This is a genomic window from Fontimonas sp. FW305-C-3 (genome assembly GCF_058783185.1).
The window spans coordinates 427,690-453,756 of record NZ_JBYSYK010000003.1; the positions used below are offsets into that span (position 1 = coordinate 427,690).

The 26,067-nt window shown below is 65.5% G+C and carries 22 protein-coding genes; 9 read left to right on the forward strand and 13 right to left on the reverse strand.

Going from position 1 to position 26,067, the window contains the following annotated elements; all coding sequences use genetic code 11:
• Positions 1 to 49 precede the first annotated feature (49 nt).
• On the reverse strand, positions 50 to 1,216 hold the full coding sequence (locus AC3WUF_RS13430) for an acyl-CoA dehydrogenase family protein (protein WP_492426377.1): 1,167 nt from the start codon (positions 1,214 to 1,216) through the stop codon (positions 50 to 52).
• 129 nt (positions 1,217 to 1,345) lie between these two features.
• Here AC3WUF_RS13430 and AC3WUF_RS13435 point away from each other — a divergent pair, with 129 nt between their 5' ends.
• Complete coding sequence (locus tag AC3WUF_RS13435) at positions 1,346 to 2,482, forward strand: CaiB/BaiF CoA transferase family protein (protein ID WP_492427192.1); 1,137 nt, start codon at positions 1,346 to 1,348, stop codon at positions 2,480 to 2,482.
• Here AC3WUF_RS13435 and AC3WUF_RS13440 read toward each other — a convergent pair.
• The 5 genes from AC3WUF_RS13440 to AC3WUF_RS13460 form a co-directional block, all read right to left on the reverse strand.
• Entirely contained in the window at positions 2,479 to 3,081 is a 603-nt protein-coding gene (locus AC3WUF_RS13440; RefSeq protein WP_492426379.1) for a hypothetical protein, read from the reverse strand. The genes AC3WUF_RS13435 and AC3WUF_RS13440 overlap by 4 nt on opposite strands.
• Positions 3,082 to 3,165: 84 nt before the next feature.
• Entirely contained in the window at positions 3,166 to 3,939 is a 774-nt protein-coding gene (locus AC3WUF_RS13445; protein WP_492426381.1) for an IclR family transcriptional regulator, read from the reverse strand.
• Between the two features lie 130 nt (positions 3,940 to 4,069).
• On the reverse strand, positions 4,070 to 4,786 hold the full coding sequence (locus tag AC3WUF_RS13450) for a dienelactone hydrolase family protein (RefSeq protein WP_492426383.1): 717 nt from the start codon (positions 4,784 to 4,786) through the stop codon (positions 4,070 to 4,072).
• 49 nt (positions 4,787 to 4,835) lie between these two features.
• Positions 4,836 to 5,579 carry an SDR family NAD(P)-dependent oxidoreductase gene (locus AC3WUF_RS13455; protein WP_492426385.1) on the reverse strand — a complete coding sequence of 248 codons (744 nt, stop codon included), beginning with the start codon at positions 5,577 to 5,579 and terminating at the stop codon, positions 4,836 to 4,838.
• 18 nt (positions 5,580 to 5,597) lie between these two features.
• Positions 5,598 to 6,800, reverse strand: coding sequence for an FAS1-like dehydratase domain-containing protein (locus tag AC3WUF_RS13460; RefSeq protein WP_492426387.1), 1,203 nt, complete (start codon positions 6,798 to 6,800; stop codon positions 5,598 to 5,600).
• 164 nt (positions 6,801 to 6,964) lie between these two features.
• On the opposite strand from AC3WUF_RS13460, the gene AC3WUF_RS13465 reads away from it, so the two are divergent.
• Both AC3WUF_RS13465 and AC3WUF_RS13470 read left to right on the forward strand, forming a co-directional pair.
• Entirely contained in the window at positions 6,965 to 7,261 is a 297-nt protein-coding gene (locus AC3WUF_RS13465) for a hypothetical protein (protein WP_492426389.1), read from the forward strand.
• 88 nt (positions 7,262 to 7,349) lie between these two features.
• Positions 7,350 to 8,822 carry an aldehyde dehydrogenase family protein gene (locus AC3WUF_RS13470; RefSeq protein WP_492427194.1) on the forward strand — a complete coding sequence of 491 codons (1,473 nt, stop codon included), beginning with the start codon at positions 7,350 to 7,352 and terminating at the stop codon, positions 8,820 to 8,822.
• A gap of 207 nt (positions 8,823 to 9,029) precedes the next feature.
• Here the strand turns inward: AC3WUF_RS13470 and AC3WUF_RS13475 are convergent, their stop codons facing one another.
• Together AC3WUF_RS13475 and AC3WUF_RS13480 are read right to left on the reverse strand one after the other, a co-directional pair.
• Positions 9,030 to 9,896 (reverse strand): helix-turn-helix transcriptional regulator, encoded by an 867-nt coding sequence (locus AC3WUF_RS13475; protein ID WP_492426391.1) that lies wholly within the window; start codon positions 9,894 to 9,896, stop codon positions 9,030 to 9,032.
• A gap of 39 nt (positions 9,897 to 9,935) precedes the next feature.
• Entirely contained in the window at positions 9,936 to 11,186 is a 1,251-nt protein-coding gene (locus AC3WUF_RS13480) for a cytochrome P450 (protein WP_492426393.1), read from the reverse strand.
• A 118-nt stretch (positions 11,187 to 11,304) separates the two neighbouring features.
• Here AC3WUF_RS13480 and AC3WUF_RS13485 point away from each other — a divergent pair, with 118 nt between their 5' ends.
• Both AC3WUF_RS13485 and AC3WUF_RS13490 read left to right on the forward strand, forming a co-directional pair.
• Positions 11,305 to 12,969, forward strand: a complete 1,665-nt coding sequence (locus AC3WUF_RS13485) for an FAD-dependent oxidoreductase (RefSeq protein WP_492426395.1) — start codon at positions 11,305 to 11,307, stop codon at positions 12,967 to 12,969.
• 59 nt (positions 12,970 to 13,028) lie between these two features.
• Complete coding sequence (locus AC3WUF_RS13490) at positions 13,029 to 14,096, forward strand: AraC family transcriptional regulator (RefSeq protein WP_492426397.1); 1,068 nt, start codon at positions 13,029 to 13,031, stop codon at positions 14,094 to 14,096.
• Here AC3WUF_RS13490 and AC3WUF_RS13495 read toward each other — a convergent pair.
• Together AC3WUF_RS13495 and AC3WUF_RS13500 are read right to left on the reverse strand one after the other, a co-directional pair.
• A complete protein-coding gene (locus AC3WUF_RS13495) occupies positions 14,093 to 15,490 on the reverse strand; it encodes an aromatic ring-hydroxylating oxygenase subunit alpha (protein ID WP_492426399.1) in 1,398 nt (465 codons plus the stop codon). The two genes, AC3WUF_RS13490 and AC3WUF_RS13495, sit on opposite strands and share 4 nt — an antisense overlap.
• A gap of 39 nt (positions 15,491 to 15,529) precedes the next feature.
• Positions 15,530 to 16,549 carry a helix-turn-helix domain-containing protein gene (locus tag AC3WUF_RS13500; protein WP_492426401.1) on the reverse strand — a complete coding sequence of 340 codons (1,020 nt, stop codon included), beginning with the start codon at positions 16,547 to 16,549 and terminating at the stop codon, positions 15,530 to 15,532.
• A 203-nt stretch (positions 16,550 to 16,752) separates the two neighbouring features.
• On the opposite strand from AC3WUF_RS13500, the gene AC3WUF_RS13505 reads away from it, so the two are divergent.
• Positions 16,753 to 18,450, forward strand: coding sequence for a hypothetical protein (locus tag AC3WUF_RS13505; RefSeq protein WP_492426403.1), 1,698 nt, complete (start codon positions 16,753 to 16,755; stop codon positions 18,448 to 18,450).
• 16 nt (positions 18,451 to 18,466) lie between these two features.
• Here AC3WUF_RS13505 and AC3WUF_RS13510 read toward each other — a convergent pair whose 3' ends face one another.
• On the reverse strand, positions 18,467 to 19,303 hold the full coding sequence (locus tag AC3WUF_RS13510; protein WP_492426405.1) for an alpha/beta fold hydrolase: 837 nt from the start codon (positions 19,301 to 19,303) through the stop codon (positions 18,467 to 18,469).
• Between the two features lie 114 nt (positions 19,304 to 19,417).
• Here AC3WUF_RS13510 and AC3WUF_RS13515 point away from each other — a divergent pair, with 114 nt between their 5' ends.
• Positions 19,418 to 22,537: an efflux RND transporter permease subunit gene (locus AC3WUF_RS13515; protein WP_492426407.1), complete on the forward strand. Its 3,120-nt coding sequence runs from the start codon at positions 19,418 to 19,420 to the stop codon at positions 22,535 to 22,537.
• Here AC3WUF_RS13515 and AC3WUF_RS13520 read toward each other — a convergent pair.
• Positions 22,534 to 23,703, reverse strand: a complete 1,170-nt coding sequence (locus AC3WUF_RS13520; RefSeq protein ID WP_492426409.1) for an acyltransferase family protein — start codon at positions 23,701 to 23,703, stop codon at positions 22,534 to 22,536. The genes AC3WUF_RS13515 and AC3WUF_RS13520 overlap by 4 nt on opposite strands.
• A 63-nt stretch (positions 23,704 to 23,766) precedes the next feature.
• Entirely contained in the window at positions 23,767 to 24,852 is a 1,086-nt protein-coding gene (gene pspF / locus AC3WUF_RS13525; protein ID WP_492426411.1) for a phage shock protein operon transcriptional activator, read from the reverse strand.
• A gap of 190 nt (positions 24,853 to 25,042) precedes the next feature.
• On the opposite strand from pspF, the gene AC3WUF_RS13530 reads away from it, so the two are divergent.
• Complete coding sequence (locus AC3WUF_RS13530; protein ID WP_492426413.1) at positions 25,043 to 25,306, forward strand: hypothetical protein; 264 nt, start codon at positions 25,043 to 25,045, stop codon at positions 25,304 to 25,306.
• A 61-nt stretch (positions 25,307 to 25,367) separates the two neighbouring features.
• On the forward strand, positions 25,368 to 26,060 hold the full coding sequence (gene pspA, locus AC3WUF_RS13535) for a phage shock protein PspA (protein ID WP_492426415.1): 693 nt from the start codon (positions 25,368 to 25,370) through the stop codon (positions 26,058 to 26,060).
• Positions 26,061 to 26,067: the final 7 nt, after the last annotated feature.

Below are 26,067 nucleotides of genomic sequence, written 5' to 3' on the forward strand. Positions count from 1 at the left end.
GGATTACGCTGCGCTGCATCCCAGCCTACGGTTTGCGTTGAGCTGTCCGTCAGTAGGACTTCGGCAGTTCCAGCACTTTCTCGGCGAGGAAGTTCAGGATCATGTGCGGGCTGACTGGCGCGGTGCGCGGAATCAGCACTTCGCGCAGCAGTCTTTCGACATGATATTCCTGCGCGTAGCCCATGCCACCCAGCGTCAGCATCGCGGTATGGCAGGCCTCGAACGCGAACTCCGCCGCCAGATACTTGCCGGCATTGGCTTCGACGCCGCAGTCGACGCCCTTGTCGAACTGCGTCGCCGCCTTCATGACCATCAGGTTCGCCGCTTCAAGCTGCGCCCAGCACTTCGCAAGCGGATGCTGGATGCCCTGGTTCATGCCGATCGGCCGGTCGAAGACGATGCGCTCGCGGGCGTATTTCGCCGCGCGCTGGATCGCCGCGCGGCCGATGCCGATCGCCTCGGCGCCGAGCAGTATGCGTTCCGGATTCAGGCCATGCAGGATGATCTTGAAGCCGTCGCCTTCGGCGCCGATGCGATCTGCTTCCGGAATCCACAGGTCGTTGATGAACAGCATGTTCGAATCGACGGCGTGGCGGCCCATCTTGTGAATCAGCCGCACCTCGATCTTGCTGCGATCCAGATCGGTGAAGAACAGCGACAGGCCATCGGTCTTGCGTTTGACCTGGTCGAGCGGCGTCGTGCGCGCCAGCAGCATCATCTTGTTGGCGACCTGCGCGACCGAGATCCAGATCTTCTCGCCGTTGACGAGATAGCCGCCGTCGCGCTTCTCGGCGCGGGTCTTGATCTTGGTGGTATCGAGGCCGACGTTTGGTTCGGTGACCGCGAAGCAGATGCGATCCTCGCCGCGCAGCACCGGCGGAATCATGCGCTGGCGCTGCGCCTCGGTGCCGAACAGTTGCACCGGCTGCATACTGAACACCGGCCCGTGGATGCTCGACGCCGCGGTCATGCCGCCGCCGGCCTCTGCAACCGCCTGCATCATGATCGCCGCCTCGGTGATGCCCAGGCCGGCGCCGCCGACCGCTTCAGGCATCGCCACGCCAAGCCAGCCGGCTTCGGCCATGGACTTCTGGAAGTCCATCGGGAACACACCATCGCGGTCGCGCTCCAGCCAGTAGTCGTCGGAGAACTGGGCACAGTGCTTGAGGATGGTGTCGCGGATGTTCTGCTGGTCCGGCGTGTAGGCGAAATCCATGGTTCTTATCCTGAACTTGACCGTACCGATATTAGCTCAATGTACTGGAATCTGTACGCTGCCCGTGAAACAATCCGGCCCGTCAGCAACGGGGAATTCATGGACAAGTCTGCGAAGCGCACGGGGCCGATGGCCGGCGTGCGGGTGATCGATCTGACCGCGATGGTCATGGGCCCCTATTGCACGCAGATCATGGCCGACATGGGCGCGGACGTGATCAAGATCGAGCCGCCGGACGGCGACGGCACGCGCTACATCTCGGTCGGCCCGTCGCCGACGATGGGCGGCGTGTTCGCCAACGTCAACCGCGGCAAGCGCAGCGTCGTGCTCGACCTGCAGAGCGACGCCGGCAAGGCCACGCTGCGCGCGCTGATTGCGACCGCGGATGTCTTCATCCATACGATGCGCTCCAAGGCGATCGCCAAGCTCGGCTTCGACTACGCGGCGGTCTCGGCGATCAAGCCGGATATCGTCTACACCAATGCGTACGGTTATGGCCGCCGCGGCCCGGACCGCGATCTGCCCGCCTACGACGACACGATCCAGGCCGAGTGCGGCCTGACCGCCGTGCAGCAGATGCTGACCGGCGAAGCTAACTTCGTCGGCTCGATCGTCGCCGACAAGGTCGCCGGCCTCACCGCGGTCTACGCGACGACGATGGCGCTGTTCCACCACGCGCGCACCGGCCAGGGGCAGGAGGTCGAGGTCGCGATGTTCGAGACCATGGCCTCGTTCATGCTCGTCGAGCACGCCAACGGCGCGATGTTCAGCCCGCCGCTGAGCCGCGCGCACTATCCGCGCGCCGTCGCGCCGAACCGCAAGCCGTACAAGACCAAGGACGGCTACATCGCCGCGCTGATCTACAACGACAAGATGTGGGCCAAGTTCGTCGAGGCGGTCAAGCCGGCCTGGGTCGACGGCAACATGGCGACGCTCAAGCAACGCGCCCAGCAGATCGACAAGGTCTACGGCCTGCTCGCGCAGACCTTCCTCGAACGCACGACGCAGGAATGGCTGGAGCTGCTGCAGTCGCTCGGCATTCCCGCCGCGCCGCTGCGCACGCCGGACGAGTTGTTCGACAATCCGCATTTGAATGCGGTCAACTTTTTCGAGACGGTCGATTCGGAATACGGCCCGGTGCGTTTTCCCGGCGTGCCGACGCTGTTCTCGCAGACGCCAGGGCGCGTGCATGGCCCGGCGCCGGAGCTGGGGGCGCATACCGAGGAAGTGCTGGCCGAAATGCGCGCCGCGGCGCGTGATCGCTAGACGCTGATACCGATCAGCGCCAGCTGCTCGCGCAGCGACAGCGTCGCCGCCGGCAGCCAGGCCAGCACGCCGATCGCGAACACGGCGTAGAGCGCCGCCGCCCGTCCCGCGGACAGCGGCGCGCCGCGGCGCTGCTCGGTGTGCTGATACCAGGCGACGCAGGCAAGGCTGAAGACCAGCTCGATCAGAATCGCGACCTGCGGCATCGTGCCGTAGGTGTTCATCGAGATCGTCGCGCCATCGGCGTGCAGCAGTTGATGCTCGAAGCCGACGACGAAATCGCAGAGCACATGGAACGTCGCGAGGAAGCCGCACCACAACGACAGGCTGCGATCGCGATAGAACGCGTGAACGACCGCGCCGACGATGACGCCCTGCAGCAGACCGGGAATCAGGTTGTGGCTGTAGGTCATGTCGACCTGCAGATTCCTGAAACTCGCGTCGAACAGCGACGGCGGCGACGCCGGCTCGATGCCGAGCAGCGCGAGGATCAGCCAGAGGAACTCCGGCACGTTCGCGCACAGCAACAGCAGCCAGAACGGATGCTGCCTGAGACGGCTCGCCGGGATCAGCGCCGCTGCGTAATGACCGACGATCATTTCCGCTCGCGCGTGACGATCAGGTTGATCAGCACGAAAAACAGTGCATAGGTCGCGATCAGGCCGATGATCAGCGATGGCACGTCAGTTTCTCCCCGTCCGATAGCCAAGATTGGCCGAGATCGACGCCGCCGCATCCTTCACCTGGCGGGCGAGATCGCCACCCTGGCGCTGCTGGCGCGAGCTCGGCGCCGCGACGATCAGCGCGCCGAGCACCGTTGCCGACGCATCGCGAATCACCGCCGCGGTACCGGCGGCGCCCTCGGCAGCCTGGTCCAGCGTCTGCGCCACGCCACTGGCCCGCGCGGCGTCGATCAGGGCCGCCAGCTCGCGCTTGCCCGTCTCGGTGCTCGCGGTCAGCGCCTGCGGCTTGAGCTTGCGCAGATAGCTGCGCACTTCCGCTTCCGGCAAGGCCGCCAGCAGCACGCGGCCACCGGCGGTGCAGTACAGCGGCCGGCGATCGCCGACGGCGACCGAGAAGCGCACGGCCTTGCGGCTCTCGATGACATCGACATAGGTGAGCGTGCCCGCGCCGTCGTCGGGCACCGCGAACAGCACGGTCTCGCCGCAGCGCGCGGCAAGGCCGCGCATGCCGTCGCGGATCAAATCGGAGGATTGCAGACGGCGGCGCGCCTCCAGCAAGGCACTGCCGATGCCGAAGGCGCGCGGGCCGAGGCGATAGACGCCGTCCGCGGCGATGACGAAATCGGATTCCGCCAGGCCACGCAGCAGCGCGGCCAGGCTCGTCTTTGGCGCCTCGAGCTGACGGCTCAGCTGCGCCAGGCTCAAGGGCTCCACTGCCGCGCACAGGGCTTCGAGGATGTGAATCACGCGCGTGACGGACTGCGGTGAATTCATGGCGGCAGCGGGACCGGATCGGAGAGTGCGAAAGATAGACCAGATCGTAGCCCGGATGAAATCCGGGGCTCGCACTCGCCGGAACCCAGAGCCCCGGATTTCATCCGGGCGACGGCCTCGATCGAATCGCTCAGCCGAACACTTCGTCGAACAATCCGCGCATCACCGCCCACGACCGGCGCTCGGCGTCGGCGCTGTAACGGAAGTTGGCCACGCCACGCGCATCGGCGTCGGGATTGGTGAAGCTGTGCACGGTGTTGCCATAGCTGATCAGCTGCCAGTCGACCCCGTCGCGGCGCAGCTCGCCGGTCACGGCATCAAGAACCTCGGGCTTGACCATCGCATCGTCGGCGCCGGTGCAGATCAGCACCTTCGCCTTCACCGAACCGGCGTCGCCTTCGACCTCGGCAATCAGACCGGCATGGAAGGTCACGATGGCCGCGAGCGGCGCGCCGCCACGCGCCAGCTCCAGACAGCAGGCGCCGCCGAAGCAGAAGCCGATTGCGGCGATATGGCGGGTGTCGACCTGCGGCTGCGCGCACAAGGCCTGGTGAGCAGCGAGCAGCCGCGCCCGCCAGGCCGGACGATCGCCGTACAGCAGGCGGATCGCAGGACTGACGCTGGGCAGATCGGGGAAGACTTCACCTGCGCCATGCGGATCGGCGGCGAAGGTGATGTAGCCAAGCTCGGCAAGCCACGCGGCGCGCACGGTTGCATGCTCGTTGAGGCCGAACGCTTCGGGAAACACGAGGACGCCGGGTCGCTTGCCACTCAGGCGTTCATCCCAGAACAACTGACCCTTGAACGTCGTGCCGCCGCTGGAATATTCGACGAGCTGCTGTCGCATCGCAAACCTCTCCGTGCGCGCCGGGCCGAGCGGCCCGCGAGCGCGCAGCTTACGACGAGTAACGCCCGCCGTTCACGCTCAGCGTATGGCCAGTGATGTAGCCGGCACCTTCGGACGCCAGGAACGCAATCGCCGCCGCCATGTCCTCCGGACGGCCGGCGCGCTTCATCGGCGACGAAGCGATGATCTGGTCGACGGCAGCGCCGATGCCGGCCCGCATCATCGGCGTATCGACGAAACCCGGCGGCACGTTGTTGACGGTGATGCCGGTCGGCGCGAGCTCCTGCGCCAGCGACTTGCTGAACGCGATGACACCGCCCTTCGACGCCGAGTAATGGACCATGCGCTGGGCGCCGGTCTGCGCGCTCGACGACGAGACGTTGATGATACGGCCCCACTTCGCCGCCAGCATGTCCGGCAGCACGGCCTGCGTGCACATCATCACGCTCTTGAGATTCACCGTCATCACCTTGTCCCACAGCTCTTCGGTGATTTCCATGAACGGCGTGAACGCCGAGATGCCGGCGTTGTTGACGAGGATGCTGACCGCGCCGAACTTCTCGTGCACGGCCTTGACCGCCGCGTCGATGTCGACACGCTTTGAGACATCGACCTTCGAAGCGATCGCCTGCATGCCGGCGCGATTCAGCTCGTCGGCCGCCGCCTGTGCGCCGGCTTCGTTGAGATCCCAGATCGCGACACGCGCACCATCCTTGGCGAGCTGCTGTGCGGCGGCGAGACCGATGCCCGATGCGGCGCCGGTGACGATGGCAACCTTGCCTGCGAGTGACATGTCTGGATTTCCGGTGACTTACTTGAGCGGCAGTTCGACGTCGACGACGCCGGTCGCGAGCTTGACGCCGTCCTGGTTCGCCATCGTCACGGCCAAGCGCACGAGCGGCACGCCCCAGGTCGTCTCGTCATGCTTCTCGATGACCTCGGCGGTCATGTAGGTGATGTCGCCTTCCAGCGCCGGGCCGCGGAACGAGGTGTTCGAGTAGCGCACGAAGCCCTGGTGGCCAGCCCAGTACGAGACGTAGTCCGTGACCCAGGCGCCCATCGTCGCGCCGTAGCCGTAGGCACGCGGCATGCCGATCTCGCCGGCCTTGTCGGCATCGACGTGACCGCGCGAAGGGCCCATGTACAGGCCGTCGCGCAGACGCGGATCGATCATCGCGCCCTTCTCGTCGAAGCCGAAGCCTTCGACCCAACCCGGATCCTGGTTGATCCAGGGATCCTTCATGCCCGGCACGCCGATCCAGCGGAAACTGCCCCAGACGTTGAACACGAAGGCGCGATATTCGGTCGCGAAGCTGACCAGCGTGTGCGGACCGATGACGCGGCGCACGAGCTTGTCGCCGACCTTCACTTCTTCGTAACGCGGCGACACGCCCTGGCGGTACGCCATGATCCAGTCGTGGCGTTCCTTGTCGATATCGATGATCTGCTGCTTGGTCCAGCGCGGGATCGCGCCGGTCGATGCGCCGAGCATGCCGCGCTTCTCGGCCTCGGCGGCGAGATAGCGGATCGACGTCGAACGCGACTTCGAGACCGGCACGTTGTGCTGGTTGTAATGCATCGTGTCGCCGCGCGAGAACAGCGTCGGCCCGGCGAACTTCGTATCGGTCAGCTTGTAGTCGTGGAAGCGGCGCTTCTGAGTCAGACGGTCGCCCGGATGCAGACGCGGGCCGTAGTGCCACCACTCTTCGCCGCCGAAGATCAGATGCGAACCCGGGATATAACCGACGCAGGCCGGCTGCACGCCGTGACCGTAGTCGATGCAGACCGCGAAGGACTGCGGCGCAACAATGCCGCCGAACGGCGAGGCCTTGGCGAACTCGTGATCCCAGTGGATCGGGTTCGGAAAGTCCATCGCCATGACCCAGCGCTTGATGTCGGTGGCCGAGCAGGGTTCGATCAGTTCGCCGCCGCCGACTTCCTGGCCGACCCGCGCCTTGACGTCGCTCAGGTCCATTTCGACGTTTCCGTCCTTGCTCTCTGCGGCCTTGCCCATGTTCCCCTCGTCGCCTGTCTGGGAGCCGGTTAGTGGACGTCCGGGCTCGCCGAATATTGAACCTCTTCGATCCAGGCAAGTTAACTTGTCCGTACGCGTATCGTCAACAGTGTTGTCTATAATGTGAGCACGCCAGAACCACACTGCAGTCATGGAGCGAGCGCATGTCAGTCTCAGGAAAATGGAACATCACGATCAAGGCGCCGACCGGCCCGCAGCACACGGTGCTCGAGATCAAGGAAGCGGGCGGCAAGCTCAGCGGCGCGCAGACCGGCCAGGGCGTCACGACCGAGATCAGCGACGGCAAGATCGACGGCACGACGATCGGCTGGATCAACCACGTGACCAAGCCGATCAAGATCAAGGTGACCTTCACCGGCACCGTCGACGGCAAGACCATGACAGGCAAGGCCAAGGCCGGCTTCATGGGCTCGTATGCCTTCACAGGCACGAAAGCCTGACTTCCAGTGCCTTGACTCGCTAATCAACAATGCTGACTATAATCGGCTTTGTTAAGCGCATGAAACCATTACTCAACGAGGAGAGCAGATCGTGATGCTGCCCGAGGCCAAGCTGTACATCGACGGCAAGCTGCGCAGCGCAGCTGGCGGAAAGACCTACGACAACATCGGCCCCTGGACCGGCGAAGTCGTCGGCAAGGCCGCGGATGCCTCCGCCGATGACGTCAACGAGGCGATCGCCGCCGCGCGTCGCGCCTTCGACCTGACCGACTGGGCGCAGCCGGAAAACCGCAGCGCACGCTTCGAGCTGATGAAGAAGTACCGCGCGCTGCTGCAGGCCAATCGCGACAAGCTGGTGCAGATCGCGCGCATCGAGGCCGGCTCGGCGATCGGCGCCGCCGCGCGCGCGCAGATCGACGGCGCACTCAGCGGCATGGACGGCCTGCTGCAGGAATTCCCCAAGGTGACCTGGGAGGAAGACCGCGGCATCAAGAACGAATACGGCTTCGACACCAAGCGTCTGGTCGTCCACGAGGCCGTCGGCGTCGTCGCCGCGATCACGCCGTGGAACGTGCCGCTCTACGTCAACATCGGCAAGGTCGTCGCCGCGCTGCTCGCCGGCTGCACCGTCGTGCTCAAGCCCGCGCCGGATACGCCGCTGATGGGCACCTACATGGGCGAACTCGCGGTCGAAGCCGGCTTCCCGGCCGGCGTCTTCAACGTCGTCACGTCGGCGGACCCGGCGATGGCCGGCGAGATGCTGACCAAGGACCCGCGCGTCGATCTCGTGTCGTTCACCGGCTCGACCGCGGTCGGCAAGCGCATCATGGAAAACGGCGCCGCGACGCTCAAGCGCGTGTTCCTCGAACTCGGCGGCAAGTCGGCGTACATCGTTCTCGACGATGCACCGAACTTCCCGATGGTCGTCATGGGCTCGATGGTGGTGTTCCACGCCGGCCAGGGCTGCGCCTACCCCACCCGCCTGCTCGTGCCGCGCTCGCGCTACGAGGAAGCGACCAAGGCGCTGGAAATGGCCTACGCCGGCTTCGCCAGCAAGTGGGGCCTCTACGACGAGCCGACCTGCATCATGGGACCGCTGATTTCCAAGCGTCAGCTGGAACGCGTCGCCAGCTACGTCGAGATCGGCCAGCAGGAAGGCGCACGCCTGCTCGCCGGCGGCAAGGTCCGCACCGACAAGGGCGGCGGCTTCTTCATCGAGCCGACCTGCTTCGTCGATGCACGCAACGACATGCGCATCGCCCAGGAGGAAATCTTCGGACCGGTACTGGTCGTGATTCCCTACGACGACGAGGAAGAAGCGATCCGCATCGCCAACGACAGCATCTACGGCCTCGGCGGCGCGGTGTTCGGCAGCACGCCGCGCGCACTCGCCGTCGCCAAGCGCATCCGCGCCGGCGCACTGAGCGTCAACGGCGGCATGAGCATCACCGGCGACCTGCCCTTCGGCGGCTACAAGCAGAGCGGCATGGGCCGCGAATGGGGCCGCGAAGGCATCGAGGAGTTCCTTGAGGCCAAGGCGATCGGCATCCGCGCTTCGTAAGCGACACTGCACAAACGATGGCGCGGACCAGTTCGGGTCCGCGCCATTTTTGTTGGCGCCGAGCTTGTCGCTGCGGCATCTCGATACACCGCGCTACGCGCAGCACTCGATGCTAACGGTGTTTTTTTGGGGCCGACAGAGAAACAGCCTTTCGCCTCGAGTGCCGTGCGCTTCAGCGCACGGTGTATCGAGAGGCCGCAGCGAAACTTAAGCGCTACGCGGCGCGCGCTGGCGAAACTCGTTCGGCGTCGCACCGGTGGCGCGACGGAACGCGAAGCAGAAACTCGACGGCGAGGCGAAACCCAGCGTGTAAGCCACGCCTTTGACGCTGTCCTGCGTGTGCAGCATGCGCTTGGCCAGCTCGATCCGCGTCGCCGCGATGTGTTCGCCGAGCGAGCAGCCGCGACTGCTGCGAAAACCACGTGTCAGCTGGCGCACCGATATCCGGCATAGCGCGGCCAGTTCGCTCAGGGTCGGTGCCGCACACTCCTCGCGCAGGCGCTCGTCGATCAGGCGCAGGCGCCAGCCTGCGAGCCCGCCACCGACGGCCGAGTCGTCGCTGACACCGGCGCAATGCCGCGCCAGCTCGATCGCCAGCTGCGCGATGATCAGCTCGACCAATGCCTCGGTCGCAAAACCCGGATGCCGGACTTCCTGCGTCAGACGCAGCAGCAGGCCGCGGACGTTCTCATTGCGGATGTCGAGGCTGTCCTGCAGGCGCCGGTCGGTCCATTGCAGCTCGCGACCGCAGGCCTTGCTCAGCGCATCCGGCTGCAGATGGCAGAGGATCGATGTCTGTGAAGACGCACCGTCGCTACGCGCCTGCAGCGTCTCGCCGGGCGGCAGCAGGAAAACCTTGCCGAGCCGCTCGTAACGCTGCGGACTCCAGCGTTCGCGATAGCAGGCCCGTGCGTTGCGCGGCCGCGGCGTCAGGCTGAAATCCAGCCAGTAGCTGTCGTCGTGGCGCACGATGTTGTCGGCCGGCTGCGTCATGTCGAAGCGCACCAGCTGCACCCTCGCCTGCGCAACGCGGCACTCGGCACCGACCGTCATCGAAGCTGCGGCAGCGACCATGGCTCTCCTCCTGACCGGCTCAGGCGGCCGGCCTGTGACTCAATCCCAGCGCAGGTGCAGTGTATCGACGCCGACGACGTGGCCGCCATGGAACTTCGGCGGATGCGCCGGATCGAGACGGAAGGCCGGCAGACGCGCGAGCATTTCCTCGTACACCACTTGCAACTCGACGCGCGCGAGGTGCGAGCCGAGGCAGCGGTGCGGTCCGGCGTTGAACGCGATATGGACCTTGTTCTCGCGGTTCATGTCGAACTGGTCCGGATTCGGGTATTCGCTCGCATCGAGATCGGCGGCCGGCAGGTAGAGCATTGCCTTTTCGCCCTTCTTCATCGACGCGCCCATGAACTCCATGTCCTTGCCGATGATGCGCGGCGGCACGGTGAACGTGTAGCGGCGCAGCAGCTCCTCGGTCGCGTCGGCAACCAGCGCCGGATTCGCGCGCAGCTGCGCCTGCAGTTCGGGATCGCGCGCCAGATGCCGCACGCCATGGCCCATGCCGTTCATGACGGTGTCGAGGCCGGCGATGAACAGCAGCACGCCGTAGTTCTCCATGTCCTCAATCTCGGTCGGCTTGCCGTCGACCTCGACCTTCCACAGCATGCTGAGGATGTCGTCCTGCGGATTGTCGCGGCGCTCCAGCATCGTCGAGCGCATGCTCGCGGCAATGCCCATCATGCTCTGCATCATGCGGCGCGGATCGAGGTTGGATGCCGCCAGATGATTGCGCACCAGCGTGCGGTACTCCTCCCAGCGCGACAGCGGCAGACCGAGCATCTTGAGGAACACCTGCACCGGCAGCGGCTCGGCCACCGCGGCAATGAAGTCGGCGTGACCGTCGGGCTTCATCCGGTCGATCAGCTCGCCGGCCAGTGTGCGGATGCTGTCCTTGAGCACCATGATCGCCTTGGGCGAGAACACCCGGTTCAACGGCATGCGGTACTTGGTGTGATCCGGCGGGTCGAGATTGATCGGCACCGCGATCGGAATGTGCGGCGAGCCCGGCGGCAGCATCGTCTTGAGCATCGCCAGCTTCTCGGGCGGGATGAACTGGCTGGAGAAATTCTCGGTATCGCGCGAGGCGTTGAAGTTCGCCTCATGGCTGATGAGCATCCAGTGGCCGCCGTTGCGCGGCGTCCAGAACACCGGCGGCGCGACCTTGTGCAGCTCCAGGATGCGGGCGTGCGGATCTGCGAGCAGGCCCGGATCGGCAAACATGTCGAAGTCGTAGACCACCGCATCGGCGACGTGGGCGGGCTTGGGGACGGCGGGCGTCAGGGTGGCTTGGCTCATGGGCAACGGTTCAGTTCTGGCGGCTTGACGGACCCGCACTATAAATCAACAATGGTGTTTATATATACCTCAGCCGGCGTACCGAGCCGGCACCGCGGAGCAGAGGACGAGCCGCCCGATGAACACCCCAGCCAAGCTGCAGCAGAGCTACGATTTTGTCGTTGTCGGCAGCGGCGCCGGCTCGATGTGTGCGGCACTGCAGATGCGCGCGGCGGGCAAGCGCGTCGCCGTGCTCGAGAAGACCGCCCTGGTCGGCGGCACGACCGCCAACTCCGGCGGCGTGATGTGGATTCCCTGCAACCGCTACATGAAAGAGGCCGGCATCGCCGACAGCGCGGAGCAGGCCAACGCCTATCTCGATGCCGTCATCGGCGAGCGTGCCGACATGCCGGGCGCGAGCCGCGAACGGCGCCAGGCCTATGTCGCGCAGGCGCCGCAGATGCTGGAGTTTCTGATCAGTCAAGGCATTCACCTACGGCGCATGCCATCGTGGCCGGACTACTACGATGCACCCGGCGCTTCGGTGCCGGGCCGCGCGGTCGTGTCGGAGCTGTTCGACATCAAGCAGCTGGGCGACTGGAAGGCGAAGCTGCGCCCGGGCTTCCTGCCGCTGCCGGCGAACCTCGACGAGGCGATGCAGCTGCCGCAGGTCAAACGCAGCGGCGCGGCCAAGAAGACCCTCGCGCGCATTCTCGGCCGCGCGATCGCCGACAAGTTCACCGGCCGCGCAAGGCGCACCGCCGGCGAAGCACTGCAGGCACAAATGCTGCACGCCGCGCTGAAGGCCGGCGTCGACATCCAGCTCAACGCAGCGGTCACTCAGCTGATCGTCGAAGGCAATCGGGTGGTCGCGGTCACGGTCAGGCAAGACGGTCGTGAGCAGCGTGTCGATGCCGGTCTCGGCGTGCTGATCAACGCCGGCGGCTTCGCGCGCAACCAGCAGATGCTCGATCGCTACATTCCCGGCACCCAGGCCAGCTGGTCGAGCTGCAGCGAAGGCGATACCGGCGAGATGATCGGGGAAGGCCAGCGCATCGGCGCGGCGACGGCGCAGATGAGCGAGCGCATCGGCATGCAGATCGCGCTGACTCCGGGCAGCGCCGACAAGGCGGTCAAGACCGCGATGCAGAACGACATCTGCCGCCCGCATGCGATCGTCGTCGACCAGAGCGGCGTGCGCTACGCCCGCGAGTCCAGCGCGCATCCCGTGTTCAGCGAGCACATGATCGAGCGCAAGGCGATTCCGAGCTGGATGATCTTCGACAGCCAGTACCTGAACAAGTACATGCTCGCCGGCACGATGCCCGGCCCGAAGAAACCGAAATCCTGGACCGACGAAAACTTCCTGCGCAGCGGCGCGACGGTCGCCGACCTCGCGCAGTCCTGCGGCATCGATGGCGCGAGACTGCAAGGTACGGTCGCGCGCTACAACGAGATGGTGCGCAAGGGCCGCGACGAAGATTTCCAGCGCGGCGACAGCGCCTATGACCGATGGGTCGGCGATCCGCTGGCCGGCGATTCGAACACGCTCGGCACCATCGAACAGGGTCCGTTCTATGCCGTCGCGCTGTATCCGGGCGATGTCGGCACCTTCGGCGGCCTGCTGACGGACCCTCATGCACGGGTGCTGCGCGCGGACGGCTCGGCGATTGCCGGCTTGTACGCCACCGGCACCTCGACCGCCTCCGTGATGGGCGGTGTCGAGCCCGGCGCCGGTGGCAGCATCGGCCCCGCCTTCACGTGGGCCTACGTCGCCGCGAAACACGCATTGCAGACGCCGTAGCGTCCGCAGCACGCCAAGCCAGCGATGCACGCGAGCCAGGCACGAGGAGAGCAGCACCGATGAACGCAGAGCATTTCTACAGCCTCGAAGGTCCATTGGACTCGATGCCGGTCGAACGGCAGCTTCGCGCCGCCAATCTCAACGGCTTCGGCGAACTGGTGCGCGAACTCGGCGGTGAGCCGCGCGGCATGCTCGACCGGCACAGCATCGACGCCCGCGCATTGCGCGATCCGGATGCCTACATCGACAGCCGCGCCGTCGTTGAGATGCTCGAAGACTGCAGCCGCTCGTTCAAGGACCCGCTGTTCGGCCTGCGTCTCGCCCAGTACCAGGAACCCGATGTGTTCGGCGCCGTCGCGACGCTGTGCCGCTCCGCCGCCAGCGTGCGCGAAGCGCTGAACTGCTTCGTCGATTTCATTCCGGTCGTGCACTGCCCGCTCGTCGAGCTGGAACTGGTCGAAGGCCGCGAGATCGCCGAGCTGCGCTGGAACATCCGTACCGACATCGGCCAGGCCGATCAAGCCCAGCACAAGGGCGCGCTGATGAACATGAAACTGCTGCGCCAGATCGGCGGACGCGCCTTCACGCCCAGCTACATCAAGCTGACCGTCGATACGCGCCAGAGCGACAGCGACGACGTCGCGCGCCGTTACGGTTGCGCATTCCAGGGCCGCACGAAATCGAATGTCATCGCCTTCCCGGCCGCCGTGCTGGATCAATCGGTGCCGAGTGCCAACCGCCTGTTGTTCAAGCTGCTCGGCGGCTATCTGGAGCGCGTACGGACCGCGTCGCGGCGCAGCACCGTCGAGCGCGTCGAGGATTATGTGCGCGGCGCGCTGTCGTCCGGTCAGTGCTCGATCGAGCATTGCGCGAAGAAGCTCGGCATTCCGGTGCGCACGCTGCAGTCGAGCCTGAGCTCCAAAGGCCTGCGCTTCTCCGACATTCTCGAACGCCAGCGTATCGAGCTGGCGAAGAATTATCTCGAGCAGGGCGAGCTGACGATCGACGATCTTGCCGCCGTGCTCGGCTACTCGGAGCAGTCCAGTTTCGGCCGCGCGTTCAAGCGCTGGACCGGAGCGACGCCGCAGGGGTTTCGGCGCGAACTGAAGCTGCGCGCAGCAGCCTAAGCCGCAGCAGAGGGTGCACCGAGAAACCGATCGAGTTCTCGATGCATGTTGAGGATCATCTTTTCCTGGTTCTCGGCCAGCCAGATCTGCTTGCAGCCCTTCGAATGCAGGCCCTTCTGCATGCGCGGGATGTTGTGGAAGTCCTGGCGCGGGATCAGCAGCACCTGCTCCGGATCGTTGATGTCGCTGATCTGCTGCACCTGCGGCTTGGGCGGCTTCTCCGCCGCCGGATAGGTCTTGGTCGACAGGATCTCGAAGATGCACTTGTCGGGATCGAAGCCGTCGGGGCGGATGCGGTAGATCATCGCGTTGCCGGCCTGCGGCAGGATCAGCAGGTTCGGGAACACGAAGACTTCGCCGCCCCACATGCCGAGGATTTCCGGGACGGGTTTGGGCATCGGGCGCTTCTGCATCGCCGCCGTCGTGTACAGCGCCTTGACGTACTCGCCGCCCAGGCTGGAGCCTTCGGGAATGGGTTTTCCTTTCAGCGAGCGGACGATCTCGACGTCTTCCTTCAAGACCATCGCGTCCATGCCGGTGACGAGCAGGTTCAGGCGGTCCGCCATCATGTCGACCGGGTCGCCCGCCAGGCGCGAGTGGCCCTGCATGGCGGTCTTCTTGCCGGCGTAGAAGCGGCCGTGGCCGTACTGGAAATTCTCCGTCATCACGTTGCGATGCGCGAAGTTGGCTTCCGCCTCGGCATTCGGTGTGCCGTTCCAGACGATCTCGGCGGAGTCCGGTTCGAGCTGCGGGTGCGTCGCCGGGACGTGGTAGCCCTCGAAGAAGGCTTCCTGGGCGACTTTCCAGTTGGCGGCGACCGGCAGGGCTTTCCACCAGTAGTGGCGCATGTCGCCGATCGCCAGGCCCTCGAGCAGTTCGCGCACCGGCGCGATGAATTCGTCGAAGGGCTGCGGGTGCTTGTCGAAGTTGATGAAGATGAAGCCGGCGAAGAGGACGTGATGGACTTCGCGCAGCGCGACGTCGCTGTCGCGCAGCTGGCCGTTGCGGAACTCGCCGCGCTCCAGCACGAACTCGTTCTGGCCCTGCAGGTTCCAGCGCCAGCCGTGGAACGGGCAGATGATCTTGCCGTTCTTGAAGTGGCCGCAGCCGCCGCCGGACAGCGCGGTGCCGCGGTGCGGGCAGGCGTTGTGGTAGACCTTGATCGTGTCGGCGTCGGCGCGCGTGATGATCACCGACTGGTCGCCGATGTCGTAGGTCGTGTAGTCGCCGACTTCAGCGACTTCGTCGACCCGCGCCGCCGCCTGCCAGACCCGGCTCCAGAGCTTCTCGAACTCGAGACGCGCAAACGCCGGATCGGTGTAGCGGCCCGTGCGGATGCCGTGTTCCAGCAGCTTCCAGCTGTCGGGCCAGTTCGTCGTTGCGTTCGCGTCCATGCCTGAGTTCCTGTCGAGAACCGGGTGTGTCGTTAGCCGCTAGTGGCGCGACTGGCCACCGTCCACCAGCACCGCATCCGCCTGGACCGGCGAGATCCCGCTCGCCCGATACTGGCGCGGACTGAGCTTGAACTCACGCTTGAACATGCGGCTGAAATGCGCCGGGCTCTTGAAGCCGACGCGGTAGGCGATCTCGCTGATCGCGGCATCGCCGGTCTTCGAGGTCGACAGCCATTGCGCCGCGAGCTGCAGGCGCTTGTCCCAGATCAGCTGCGAGAACAGCGTGCCGCGCAGCTTGAGCAGCAGGAACAGGTAACGCGACGAGATGCCGCAGGCCTTCGCGACCGTCGCGATGCTGAGCTTGGGGTCGGACAGATGCGTCTCGATGTAGCGCAGCACGTCCTGCAGACGCTTTTCGGCCAGGCTCTGGCGCTGCGGCACGCAGGCGGCGTGATCCTTGATCGCCTCGCCGAGCACGCTCAGCGCGGTGTCGACCAGCATCTGCTGCAGCTGCGGCTTGATCTCGCCCGGATCGTCGAACAGATCGGCGAGGATGCGCTCGGCAATCGCGAAGTTGCGGCCCTGGGCCGGCACGCAGAAGCCGGTGACGACATCGTGGCAGACGATCCGGCGCAGCAGGTGCATCGGCACCGTCAGGTGCAGCAGTTCGAGCAGGCCGTTCTTGCCGGTTTCGCAGTCGACGGTGAAAGGCGTCATCGAATGCGTGACGATGAAATCGCCGGCCTCGGCAACGCTTTCGCCACGCTGGTGCGACAACTGCACGCGGCCGTGCCTGACGAAGCACAGCGTCGCGACGTCGGTCGCGTCTTCGCGGATATGCGCGAGCGAGCGACGGAAATGCTGGCGCGAGCGTGAGCGCAGGCGAATAATCGAGGCGGCGCCGATCGCCTTGCGGTCGGCACGCACATCGATCACCGATCCTGCCGAGCCCGGCTCGATCGAGTAATCGCCGGAGTAGTACTCGCGGTTGCGCGGCCCGCGATAGCCGTTGCTGCAATCCTGAAAATTGCGCTCGTCGAAGATGAACAGGGTTTCCATCACGCTCTCCCGCTGGAAGCTATAGTGGCCACTCCGCGCCGCGAGAGAACAACGGCATGCCGGTAGCCTGGAATCATCCTAGCGAGCGGCCGGTGCCGCGGTCCCAACAGCCCATGCCGCTGCTTGGACATTTCGCGCAGGGACAATTTCCGGCAGCCGCCGGACAAGAACCGCCGACCGATCGATACCCGCCGCCAGCGCCCATGAAGCACCGACTGAACACCCTGCCCGCCTGTCTCAGCCTGCTGCTGGCGGTGCTGAGCCTGAGCGCCTGCAGCGACAGCCAGCCCGCCGGCACCGGCCCGGAACCGACCGAAATGGCGCCACGGCCCGCGGCCGACCCGGCGGTGCCAACCGCGCTGCGGACGATCCCCAGCCCGCTGTGCGTCGCCGACTACCTCGGCACGACCGGCCAGCTGCAGACCCTGCCCGACCTCGGCCTGGGCCTGGAGACCGCGATCACCGGCGGCGCGCCGGCCAGTCCGGAGATTGCCGCGACGCTGCCGGACATCGTCCACCTGCGCGACACGCGGGAGAGCTACAACGACACGCACTACTACGCGGTGCGCGACGGCAACATCTACATCAAGGCCAACCGCGAGCTGACCGGCATCGACGAGCCCTGGCGCGCGCTGCTGCAACCGGGCTGTCTGAACAACCGCGTCAGCGCCGTCTCGGTCGACGGCACGGTGATCCTCGCGTTGGACCGGGATCGCTGGATCTACACGCTCGACACCGTCCCTTACGGTCCGCTCAATCTGGGCTGGACGCGGCGCTGGGGCGCCTATTTCTGGACCGATCTCGGCGAGCAGCTGCCGGCCGACGTCGAGCACTGGGCGACCTCGCATTACAGCGGCGAGGACAAGATCTACATCGACGGCGGCGGCCGGGAGCAGGACATCTACGGCATCCTCACCGTCTACGCGCTGCGCGGCGACGGCCTGCGCATCACCTACATGGACCCCTGGCTGCCGAGCGACGAGAGCCGCGAGGTCTGCGGCCCGGAGCGCGGCACGGTCGCGCTTGCCGGCCTGTCCGGCAGCGGCTCGACGGTGATGGCCATCAGCCGCACTGGCGAGGTCTACACGCGGCTTTACGAATTCGATGTGTCCGGCGGCAACAGCCTGTTCTTCGACTACTCCTGGCAGGATCAGGACGATGTCGCCGAGCCGCTGCTGCAACTGCCGGCACCGGAGTGGATTCATCACGCGCGCATTCCCGGCAAGGCCACGCAGCGCATCAGCCTGCGCCAGCTCGGCAACGACACACGGCATCGCCTGATGCGCGTCGAAGGCCTCGACGGCGCCGGTCGCAGCGGCTACTGGGAAAAAGATCTGGCCGATGCGCGCTGGCGCTTCGTCGCGACCGATGAAGCGCTGCGCGGCAGCCTGCTGCCCTGGCCGGGCGCGACGCACTACGCACCTGAGGACAGCAGCTACAGCGGCACGATCGCCGGCTACGCCGCCGAAGTCATGGACTTCAATCCCTATTGCTCACCGGCGACGCTGCGCCTGCAGATCGGCGATGGCGCCGCCACCGAGCTGATCCTGCACAGCACCGACGGCCTGCGCCAGGAACGCCGTGCGCGCGGACTGACGGCGCAGCCGCACGTCTATCGCGGCGCGGTCGAAGTGCCGCGCCCGCTGTGGGATGCACGCGCGGAACAGGCCGAGCCACTGCGATCGTTCCTGCAGGAAAACTTCGGCGAACAGCGCTTCCTGGTCGGCACACTGGCCGCGACCGCAACGAAGCTGCAGATCTCGCAGCCCTGCTGGAACCTCGTCAAGACCGGCGCCAGCCCCGGCCTGAGCGTGCCGAACTACGACCCTGGCCTGTACGTCAACGAAGTGCTCGCGGCATTGGAAGAGAATCGCCTGCCGGCGCTGTGCCTGCCGCCGTAAGGCAGAGGTTCCCGAGTCAGAGTTCGAGGTAATCGAGCAGGATCTGGTTGATCCGCGCCGGCTGTTCGAGCGACATCCAGTGGCCGCCGCTGAGACGCTGGTACTGCCAGCCACTGCGGACGCGCCGCGCTGATGACGTCATCTGATCTTCGGTCAGGAAGTTGTCGTGCTCACTCCAGACGCCGAGCGTCGGCACCGTGACGTCCGGATGAACCTTGAACAGGATCGAGGCCAGGTTCGCCCGATACAGGCGGATTGCCGCAGTCAGCCGACCCGGCGCGCGCATGCGCTCGATGATGGCGTCGATGTGCGGATGCGAGCGCAGCCAGAAACGCAGCCCCAGCGGTCCGCGACGCATCAATAGCCACTCGGCAATGCCGACGAGCTGGAAATACAGCGTGTACCAGCCGAGCAGTTTCTGCCTGAAGCCCGCACGTCCGTAGCTGGTCGGGTGCCCGACCGACAGCACGACCAGCTTGCGCACGCGCTGCGGGAAATAGATGGCGACATACCAGGCGAGCACGGCGCCCCAGTCATGACCGACGAACTGCGCGCGCTCGATGCCGAGATGATCGAGCAACGCGATGAAGTCTGCAGCGACGGTCTGCGCGTCGTAGTCCTTCCGCCGCGGCGCCATGTCCGACTGACCGCAGCCGACCGTGTCCGGTGCCAGTACCCGGAAGCCTTCGGCATGCAGTGCCGCTATCTGGCGCTGCCACATCAGCGCCTCGTCGGGAAAACCATGCAGCAGCACGACGACCGGCCGCTGCGCATCGCCGGGCGCGGAGTCGAGATACGACAGGCGCAGGCCACGATGACCGAAGGACAACCGCTGGAGATCGCTGACGCTCATTGCTGCTGCCGGTGGGGGCTACGGATGGGGGCAGCTTAACGTCTGCAAGGGACTACACGAAATGCCCCGCAAAACACCTATCATCGGCCCTCCGCTCGACACCGAGACCTGCCCGTGTGGTTGTCAGACACCTCCGTCAAACGTCCTGTGCTGGCCACGGTCATCAACCTGCTGCTGGTGATCTTCGGCGCTTTCGGCCTCGCCAACACCTCGGTGCGCGAATATCCGGACATCGATCCGCCGGTCGTTTCGGTGCGCACCAATTATCCGGGCGCATCGGCACAGATCATCGAAAGCCAGATCACGCAGATCATCGAGGACCAGATCTCCGGCATCGAGGGCGTCCGCTCGATCTCGTCGGCCTCGCGTGACGGCGAATCGCGCATCACGATCGAATTCACGCTGTCGCGCTCGATCGACGATGCCGCCAACGACATCCGTGATCGCGTGTCACGCGTGCTCAACGATCTGCCGGACCAGGCCGAGCCGCCTGAAGTCGTCAAGGCCGACAGCGACGCCAGCCCGATCCTGTGGATGGTGCTGACCAGCGACCGGATGAATACGCTGGAGCTGACCGACTACGCGGAACGCTTCCTGTCGGATCGCTTCACGACCCTCAACGGCGTATCGGAGGTCCGCCTCGGCGGCGCCCAGAGCTATGCGATGCGGATCTGGCTGGACCAGGACCGGCTGGCGGCGCGCGGCCTTGGCGCCGAAGACGTCGAGACTGCCCTGCGCGAACAGAACATCGAACGGCCGGCAGGACGCGTCGAGTCGACCGAGCGCGAATTCACCCTGCGCACGACGCGACCCTTCCGCACCGCGGCGGATTTCGAGCAGCTGATCGTCGCCCGCGGCGCCGATGGTTTTCCGATCCGCCTGATCGACGTCGCGCGAGTCGAGCTGGGCTCGGAAAACCTGCGTGGCCTGTTCAAGGCCAACGGCGCCAACTCGCTGGGTGTCGGCGTCATCAAGACCTCCAACGCCAATACGCTGGAAGTTGCCGAAGCGGCCAAGGAAACGATGGCGCATCTGCAACCGACCCTGCCGGAAGGCATGAAGCTGCAGATGAACTACGACTCGTCCGATTTCATCTCGGCATCGCTGGAGGAAGTGATCCGCACGCTGGTGATCTCGGCACTGGCGGTGATCGTCGTGCTGTACCTGTTCCTCGGCAACATCCGCGCGACGCTGATCCCGGCGGTGACGGTGCCGATCTCGCTGATCGCCAGCTTCCTGTTCCTGTACCTGTTCGATTTCTCGATCAACATCCTGACGCTGCTGGCGCTGGTGCTGGCAATCGGCCTGGTCGTCGACGACGCCATCGTCGTCGTCGAGAACATTCACCGCCGCCTCGAACTCGGCGAGCCGCCCTTGCTGGCCGCTTTCCGCGGCACCCGCGAAGTCGGCTTCGCGGTCGTCGCGACCACCGTCGTGCTGTGCGCCGTCTTCATTCCGGTCGGCTTCCTGCAAGGCAACATCGGGCGACTGTTCCGCGAGTTCGCTGTGGCGCTGGCCGGTGCGGTCATCTGCTCGATGATCGTCGCGCTGACCCTGTCGCCGGTGCTGTCGTCGATCCTGCTGCGCCGTCACGGCGACCAACAGCATGGCGCCAGCTCCAGCTGGACCGACCGGGCCTTCGAGCGCATCGCGGCGCTTTATGAATCCACGCTGCGCCGTACGCTGCGGATCATCTGGGCACCGGTCGCCGCACTCGTGGTGCTGTCTGTCGGCACCGTGGCGCTGATGCAATCGATCCCGCAGGAATTCACACCGGTCGAGGATCGTGGCGGCTTCTTCATCCGCATCAACGCGCCGGAGGGCGCGAGCCTCGCCTACACGCAGGCCTATGTGAACCAGGTCGAGGAAGAACTGCTGAAGCAGCTCGGCAAGGGCGAAGTCGCCCGCGTGCTGGCGCGCATTCCCGACGGCGGCGGCACCGAAGAGGTCAACAGCGCGCGCTTCACCGTGAGCCTCGAGGACTGGGCCGATCGCCAGCGCAGCTCCATGGATATCTCGCAGGACTACACGGAAGGCCTGAAGCATCTGCCCGGCGTCAGCACCGCTATCCTGCAGCGTGCAGGCTTCAATACCGGCGGCCCCGGCCAGCCGGTGCAGATCGCGATCGGCGGCGGCGGCGATTACGCGACGCTGGCCGAATGGCGCGATCGCGTACTCGCACGCGCCAAGGAGAACCCGAAGCTACAGCGCCTGGATTCCGACTACAAGGAAACCAAGCCGCAGATCGAACTGGAAGTCGACCTCAAGCGCGCCGGCGATCTCGGCGTGTCGGTCGCCAGCGTCGCGGTTGCGCTGGAGTCGTTTATGGGCGGGCGCCGGGTAACCCGCTTCGAACGCGACGGCGAGGAGTACGACGTCATCATCCAGTCGCCGGAAAGCGAGCGCCGCTCGCCGGATCAACTGTCCGGCATCTACGTGCGCAGCCAAACCGACGGCGCGCTGATCCCACTGTCGAATCTCGTCATCAAGCGCGAGAGCGCGGCCGCGGCCGCCTACAACCGCCTCGACCGCGTGCGCTCGATCACGATCAGCGCCGGCCTCGCGCCGGGCTATACGGTGGGCGAAGCGCTGGCGTATCTGGAAAACATCATTCGCGAAGAACTGCCGGAGACCGTGCAGATCGGCTATCGCGGCGAGTCGCGCGAGTTCCGCGACGCCAGCTCGGCCGTGCTGCTGACCTTCGGCATGGCGCTGCTGATCGTCTTCCTCGCGCTCGCCGCGCAGTTCGAAAGTTTCGTCCATCCGCTGGTGATCATGACGACCGTGCCGCTGGCGATCTTCGGCGCCCTCGCCGCGCTGTGGTCGCTGGGCATGACGCTCAACATCTATTCGCAGATCGGCATCGTCATGCTGATCGGCCTCGCCGCGAAGAACGGCATCCTGATCGTCGAGTTCGCCAACCAGCTGCGCGATGCCGGCAAGGATTTCGACACCGCGTTGGTCGAAGCCGGCCGCATCCGCCTGCGGCCGATCCTGATGACGTCGGTGGCCACGATCACCGGCGCGCTGCCGCTGATCCTGACCGGCGGCGCCGGTTCGGAAGCACGGCAGATTCTCGGCGTCGTGATCTTCTTCGGCGTCGCGTTCTCGACCGTGCTGACGCTGTACGTCGTGCCGGCCTTCTACGGCCTGCTCTGCCGTCGCACCGGCTCGCCCGAGCGGCATGCCGCCGAGCTGGACGCACAGGCAGCGGCGAATCAGGAGAGCGTTTAGGTCACGCGACCTGCCGTGCGCCGATCATCCCGACGCAACAAGGCGCGCCCGGCCCGCCGCAGCTTTGCGGTCTGCTTTTCCGTGACCAGGGAAAACAGATAGGCAGATGCCATGACCATCAGCACGACCGCCAGGAACAGCGCGACATGCCAATGCGTCGGCTGCAGGTACAGGGACTGATTCACACCCTGCGCGGCATCGAAGGCGAACGTCAGCGTCAGCAGCAGAACCGGATAGTGAATCGCGTAGAGCGTGTATGAGTGATCGGCCATGACGCGCACCGGCCTTGCGAAAATCGCGGGGAAAGCCAGCTGCCGGCCTTTCATCTGGTGCAGCAGCATCGCAAGGCCCAGACTCAGAGGAATATCGGAAGCGGCGAAGTTGGACTCCATGCTGAGTCTGCCCATGAGCAAACCGAGAACCAGCAAGCCGACCGCGATACCCAGCAGCAGGTTATTCCGCTTGAACGACAGCACACCGGCCGCCAGACCCGCGAACCAGATCGTGAGGCCGAACAGGAACAGAGCGCCCAGGTAGACGCAGATCGCCACTGCGGACAACAGGCAGATCATTCGGCCGAAGTTCGTTCTGCATCCGAAGCCCAGGCATAGAAACCCGCAGACGATGTAGAACCAGAACTCGAAGGCCAGACTCCAGAGCGGCGCATTCGAACCAACAACCGCGCATGCGAAGCCCTGGAGCATGCCGATATTGCAGGCGACGACGTCCGCCGTTGTCTGCTGCATGACTTCGTCGCTGTAGAAAATGGCGGCGCCCTGCAGGTAGCCGATGCGGTCCAGTCCGATGCCGACCAGGATCGCCGGAATCGCGACGACATGCAGACGCGTCACGCGATCCACCAGATAACGGCCGAACTCGAAGTTCCCGCTCCGCGCATTCGTCCAGGCCCTCGCGCCGACCAGATAGCCGCTCAGCACGAAGAAGACCACCACCGCTTCGTGGCCAAAACCGCTGACGAGATACAGCGCGTAGCTGACCGGATCTTTGTCGGTGACTTCCGCGAACGGCGCAAACATTCGCCAGCGGGCGTGCTGCAGCAGCACGAGGAATGCGGCGCCCCAGCGCAGCAGGTCGAGATAGAGACTGAATGACTGATTGGCCAGAAACAGCGGGCCATCGTTCGAATCGACCGTTGCCTTGTTCACCTCGAGCCCCCACTCGTTGTGTACTGCCGGCACCCCTACCGGCCAGACCTTATTCGAAACACCCTACTCGCCTGGGCTGTTCGGCAGCAACTTGTACTTTCGTAGGAGACCGCGGAACTGGTGGTAGCTCAGCTCCAGCAGCTCGGCGGCGCGTTTCTGGTTGAAGCGGGCTTCCGACAGCGCGCGATTGAGCAGCTCGATCTCGAACTCGGCCACCGTGCGTTCCAGATTCAGCGGCAGATTCGGTGACATGAAGCCCGCGGCGCTGGCCGCGGCTGCCGCCGGCAATGACGCCGGCTGGGGCGCCGGCGCGGCGGCACTGACCGCGGCGGAGATCGTCGCGCTGTCCGCGCTGGCCTGCGGTCGGTACGGCGAAGCGAAGGGATCGAAGTCGACACGCTCGATGACCTGCCGGGCGTGATCCAGACGATAGACCGAGCGTTCGACGACATTGCGCAGCTCGCGCACGTTGCCGGGCCAGGCGTAACCGAGCAGTGCGCGCTCTGCGGCCGGCGAGAAGCCGGCGAAGTATTCGCGATCCAGCTCGCGCGCCATGCCCTCGGCGAACTTCTGCGCAAGCAGCAGGATGTCTTCCTGGCGTTCGCGCAGCGGCGGCACGGTGATGACGTCGAACGACAGGCGGTCGAGCAAGTCCTCACGGAACTTGCCGGCCCGCGCCTGCGCCGGCAGGTCGACGTTGGCGGCACCGACGAAGCGCACGTCGACCTTCAGCGTCTCGCTGGAACCGACGCGCTCGAACTCGCCGTACTCGACGACGCGCAGCAGCTTCTCCTGCAGGCGCGTCGACATCGAGGCGAGTTCGTCGATGAAGATCGTGCCGCCGCTGGCCAGTTCGAAACGGCCGACGCGTGCGCGCGCCGCGCCGGTATAGGCGCCGGCCACATGACCGAACAGTTCGGATTCGAGCAGCTCTTCATTGAGCGCTGCGCAATTGAACTTGACGAAGGGTTTGGCCCAGCGCTCCGACAGATAGTGCAGGCGCGCGGCGATCAGCTCCTTGCCGGAACCGCGCTCACCGATGATGAGTACCGGCTTGGCCAGCGGCGCCACGCGGGACACGCGTTCGAGGGTGGCGAGGAAGTTATCGGCCTGGCCGAGTATCGGATCCGCGGTGTCGGGCGTGTTCATTGGAGGATTCTGCTACTACTTGGTCAAAACCACCACTTCATAAGATTTCGGCCACCAGATGCGGCCACCCTGGGCGCCAATTATTCGAATCTTTATATTTAATTTCAAATGCTTAACCTCGATGGCATGACTTGGCACGAGCTTGGCGATATAGACGGCACATCCGAAATTCGCAGCAAGGAGCCTCGACATGAACAAGCTGACCCGCAAGACCCTGAGCACCCTGGCCGTCCTGACCGCCCTCATGGGCACGGGCGCGGCGCATGCCGACGACAGCCTGACCCAGCGCGTGGTCACCGGCGTCGGCCAGGTCATCGCCGCCCAGGGCAATGCCGCGCTGACGCAGATTCGCGTCGAACTCGGCCAGACCATCGAGCAGGCGCTCAAGCCGCTGCTGCCGACGCCGGAAGCCAAGCTTGCGACGGAAACCGCCGAAAACTCGGTCAAGGGCTAAGCGCCCTCAAGCGTCCCGCAACAGCCGTTAAAGTTTAAGTATCGATAGAGGATCAACAGCCATGGGCATCTTTTCCCGACTCAGCGATGTCATCAATTCCAACATCCACGCCATGCTCGACAAGGCGGAGGACCCGGAAAAGATGGTTCGCCTCATCATCCAGGAGATGGAAGACACCCTGGTTGAGGTCCGCTCGACCGCGGTGCGCTCTCTGGCCCGCAAGAAGGAGCTGCAGCGCACGATCGCCCAGCTCGAGGCCGACATTGCCGACTGGAGCCGCAAGGCCGAGCTGGCGATGAGCAAGGATCGCGAGGATCTCGCCCGCGGCGCGCTCGGCGCCCGCCAGCGCCTGACCGACCACCTGGCCTCGGTGGAGAAGGAAATCACTCACGTCAACGACGAGATCGTCAAGCTCGACGAGGACACCGGCAAGCTCAAGGCCAAGCTGGCCGACGCCCGCCAGCGCCAGAAGACCATCGTGCTGCGTCAGCAGTCGGTCGAGTCGCGCCTCAAGGTCAAGACCACGATCAACGATCGCAAGATGACCGACGCGATGCTGCGCATGGAGCAGTACGAGGGCAAGATCGACCGCATGGAGGCCGAACTGGAAGCCTATGACCTCGGCACGCGGACGATCTCCGACGAGTTCGCCCAGCTCGAAAGCAACGACACGATCGAGGCCGAACTGGCAAAATTGCGTACCAAGATGGGCAAGGACGGCGCTGCCGACAGCGACACGCCGGCCAAGTCCTAAAGTCCTG

Coding starts and splice junctions, on each gene's coding strand:
- AC3WUF_RS13530 (WP_492426413.1), top strand. CDS start 25,043: ATGAACAAGCTGACCCGCAAGACCCTGAGCACCCTGGCCGTCCTGACC.
- AC3WUF_RS13445 (WP_492426381.1), bottom strand. CDS start 3,939: ATGAATTCACCGCAGTCCGTCACGCGCGTGATTCACATCCTCGAAGCC.
- AC3WUF_RS13505 (WP_492426403.1), top strand. CDS start 16,753: ATGAAGCACCGACTGAACACCCTGCCCGCCTGTCTCAGCCTGCTGCTG.
- AC3WUF_RS13430 (WP_492426377.1), bottom strand. CDS start 1,216: ATGGATTTCGCCTACACGCCGGACCAGCAGAACATCCGCGACACCATC.
- AC3WUF_RS13440 (WP_492426379.1), bottom strand. CDS start 3,081: ATGATCGTCGGTCATTACGCAGCGGCGCTGATCCCGGCGAGCCGTCTC.
- AC3WUF_RS13495 (WP_492426399.1), bottom strand. CDS start 15,490: ATGGACGCGAACGCAACGACGAACTGGCCCGACAGCTGGAAGCTGCTG.
- AC3WUF_RS13485 (WP_492426395.1), top strand. CDS start 11,305: ATGAACACCCCAGCCAAGCTGCAGCAGAGCTACGATTTTGTCGTTGTC.
- AC3WUF_RS13510 (WP_492426405.1), bottom strand. CDS start 19,303: ATGAGCGTCAGCGATCTCCAGCGGTTGTCCTTCGGTCATCGTGGCCTG.
- AC3WUF_RS13500 (WP_492426401.1), bottom strand. CDS start 16,549: ATGGAAACCCTGTTCATCTTCGACGAGCGCAATTTTCAGGATTGCAGC.
- AC3WUF_RS13490 (WP_492426397.1), top strand. CDS start 13,029: ATGAACGCAGAGCATTTCTACAGCCTCGAAGGTCCATTGGACTCGATG.
- AC3WUF_RS13450 (WP_492426383.1), bottom strand. CDS start 4,786: ATGCGACAGCAGCTCGTCGAATATTCCAGCGGCGGCACGACGTTCAAG.
- AC3WUF_RS13435 (WP_492427192.1), top strand. CDS start 1,346: ATGGCCGGCGTGCGGGTGATCGATCTGACCGCGATGGTCATGGGCCCC.
- AC3WUF_RS13475 (WP_492426391.1), bottom strand. CDS start 9,896: ATGGTCGCTGCCGCAGCTTCGATGACGGTCGGTGCCGAGTGCCGCGTT.
- pspA (WP_492426415.1), top strand. CDS start 25,368: ATGGGCATCTTTTCCCGACTCAGCGATGTCATCAATTCCAACATCCAC.
- AC3WUF_RS13465 (WP_492426389.1), top strand. CDS start 6,965: ATGTCAGTCTCAGGAAAATGGAACATCACGATCAAGGCGCCGACCGGC.
- pspF (WP_492426411.1), bottom strand. CDS start 24,852: ATGAACACGCCCGACACCGCGGATCCGATACTCGGCCAGGCCGATAAC.
- AC3WUF_RS13460 (WP_492426387.1), bottom strand. CDS start 6,800: ATGGGCAAGGCCGCAGAGAGCAAGGACGGAAACGTCGAAATGGACCTG.
- AC3WUF_RS13480 (WP_492426393.1), bottom strand. CDS start 11,186: ATGAGCCAAGCCACCCTGACGCCCGCCGTCCCCAAGCCCGCCCACGTC.
- AC3WUF_RS13455 (WP_492426385.1), bottom strand. CDS start 5,579: ATGTCACTCGCAGGCAAGGTTGCCATCGTCACCGGCGCCGCATCGGGC.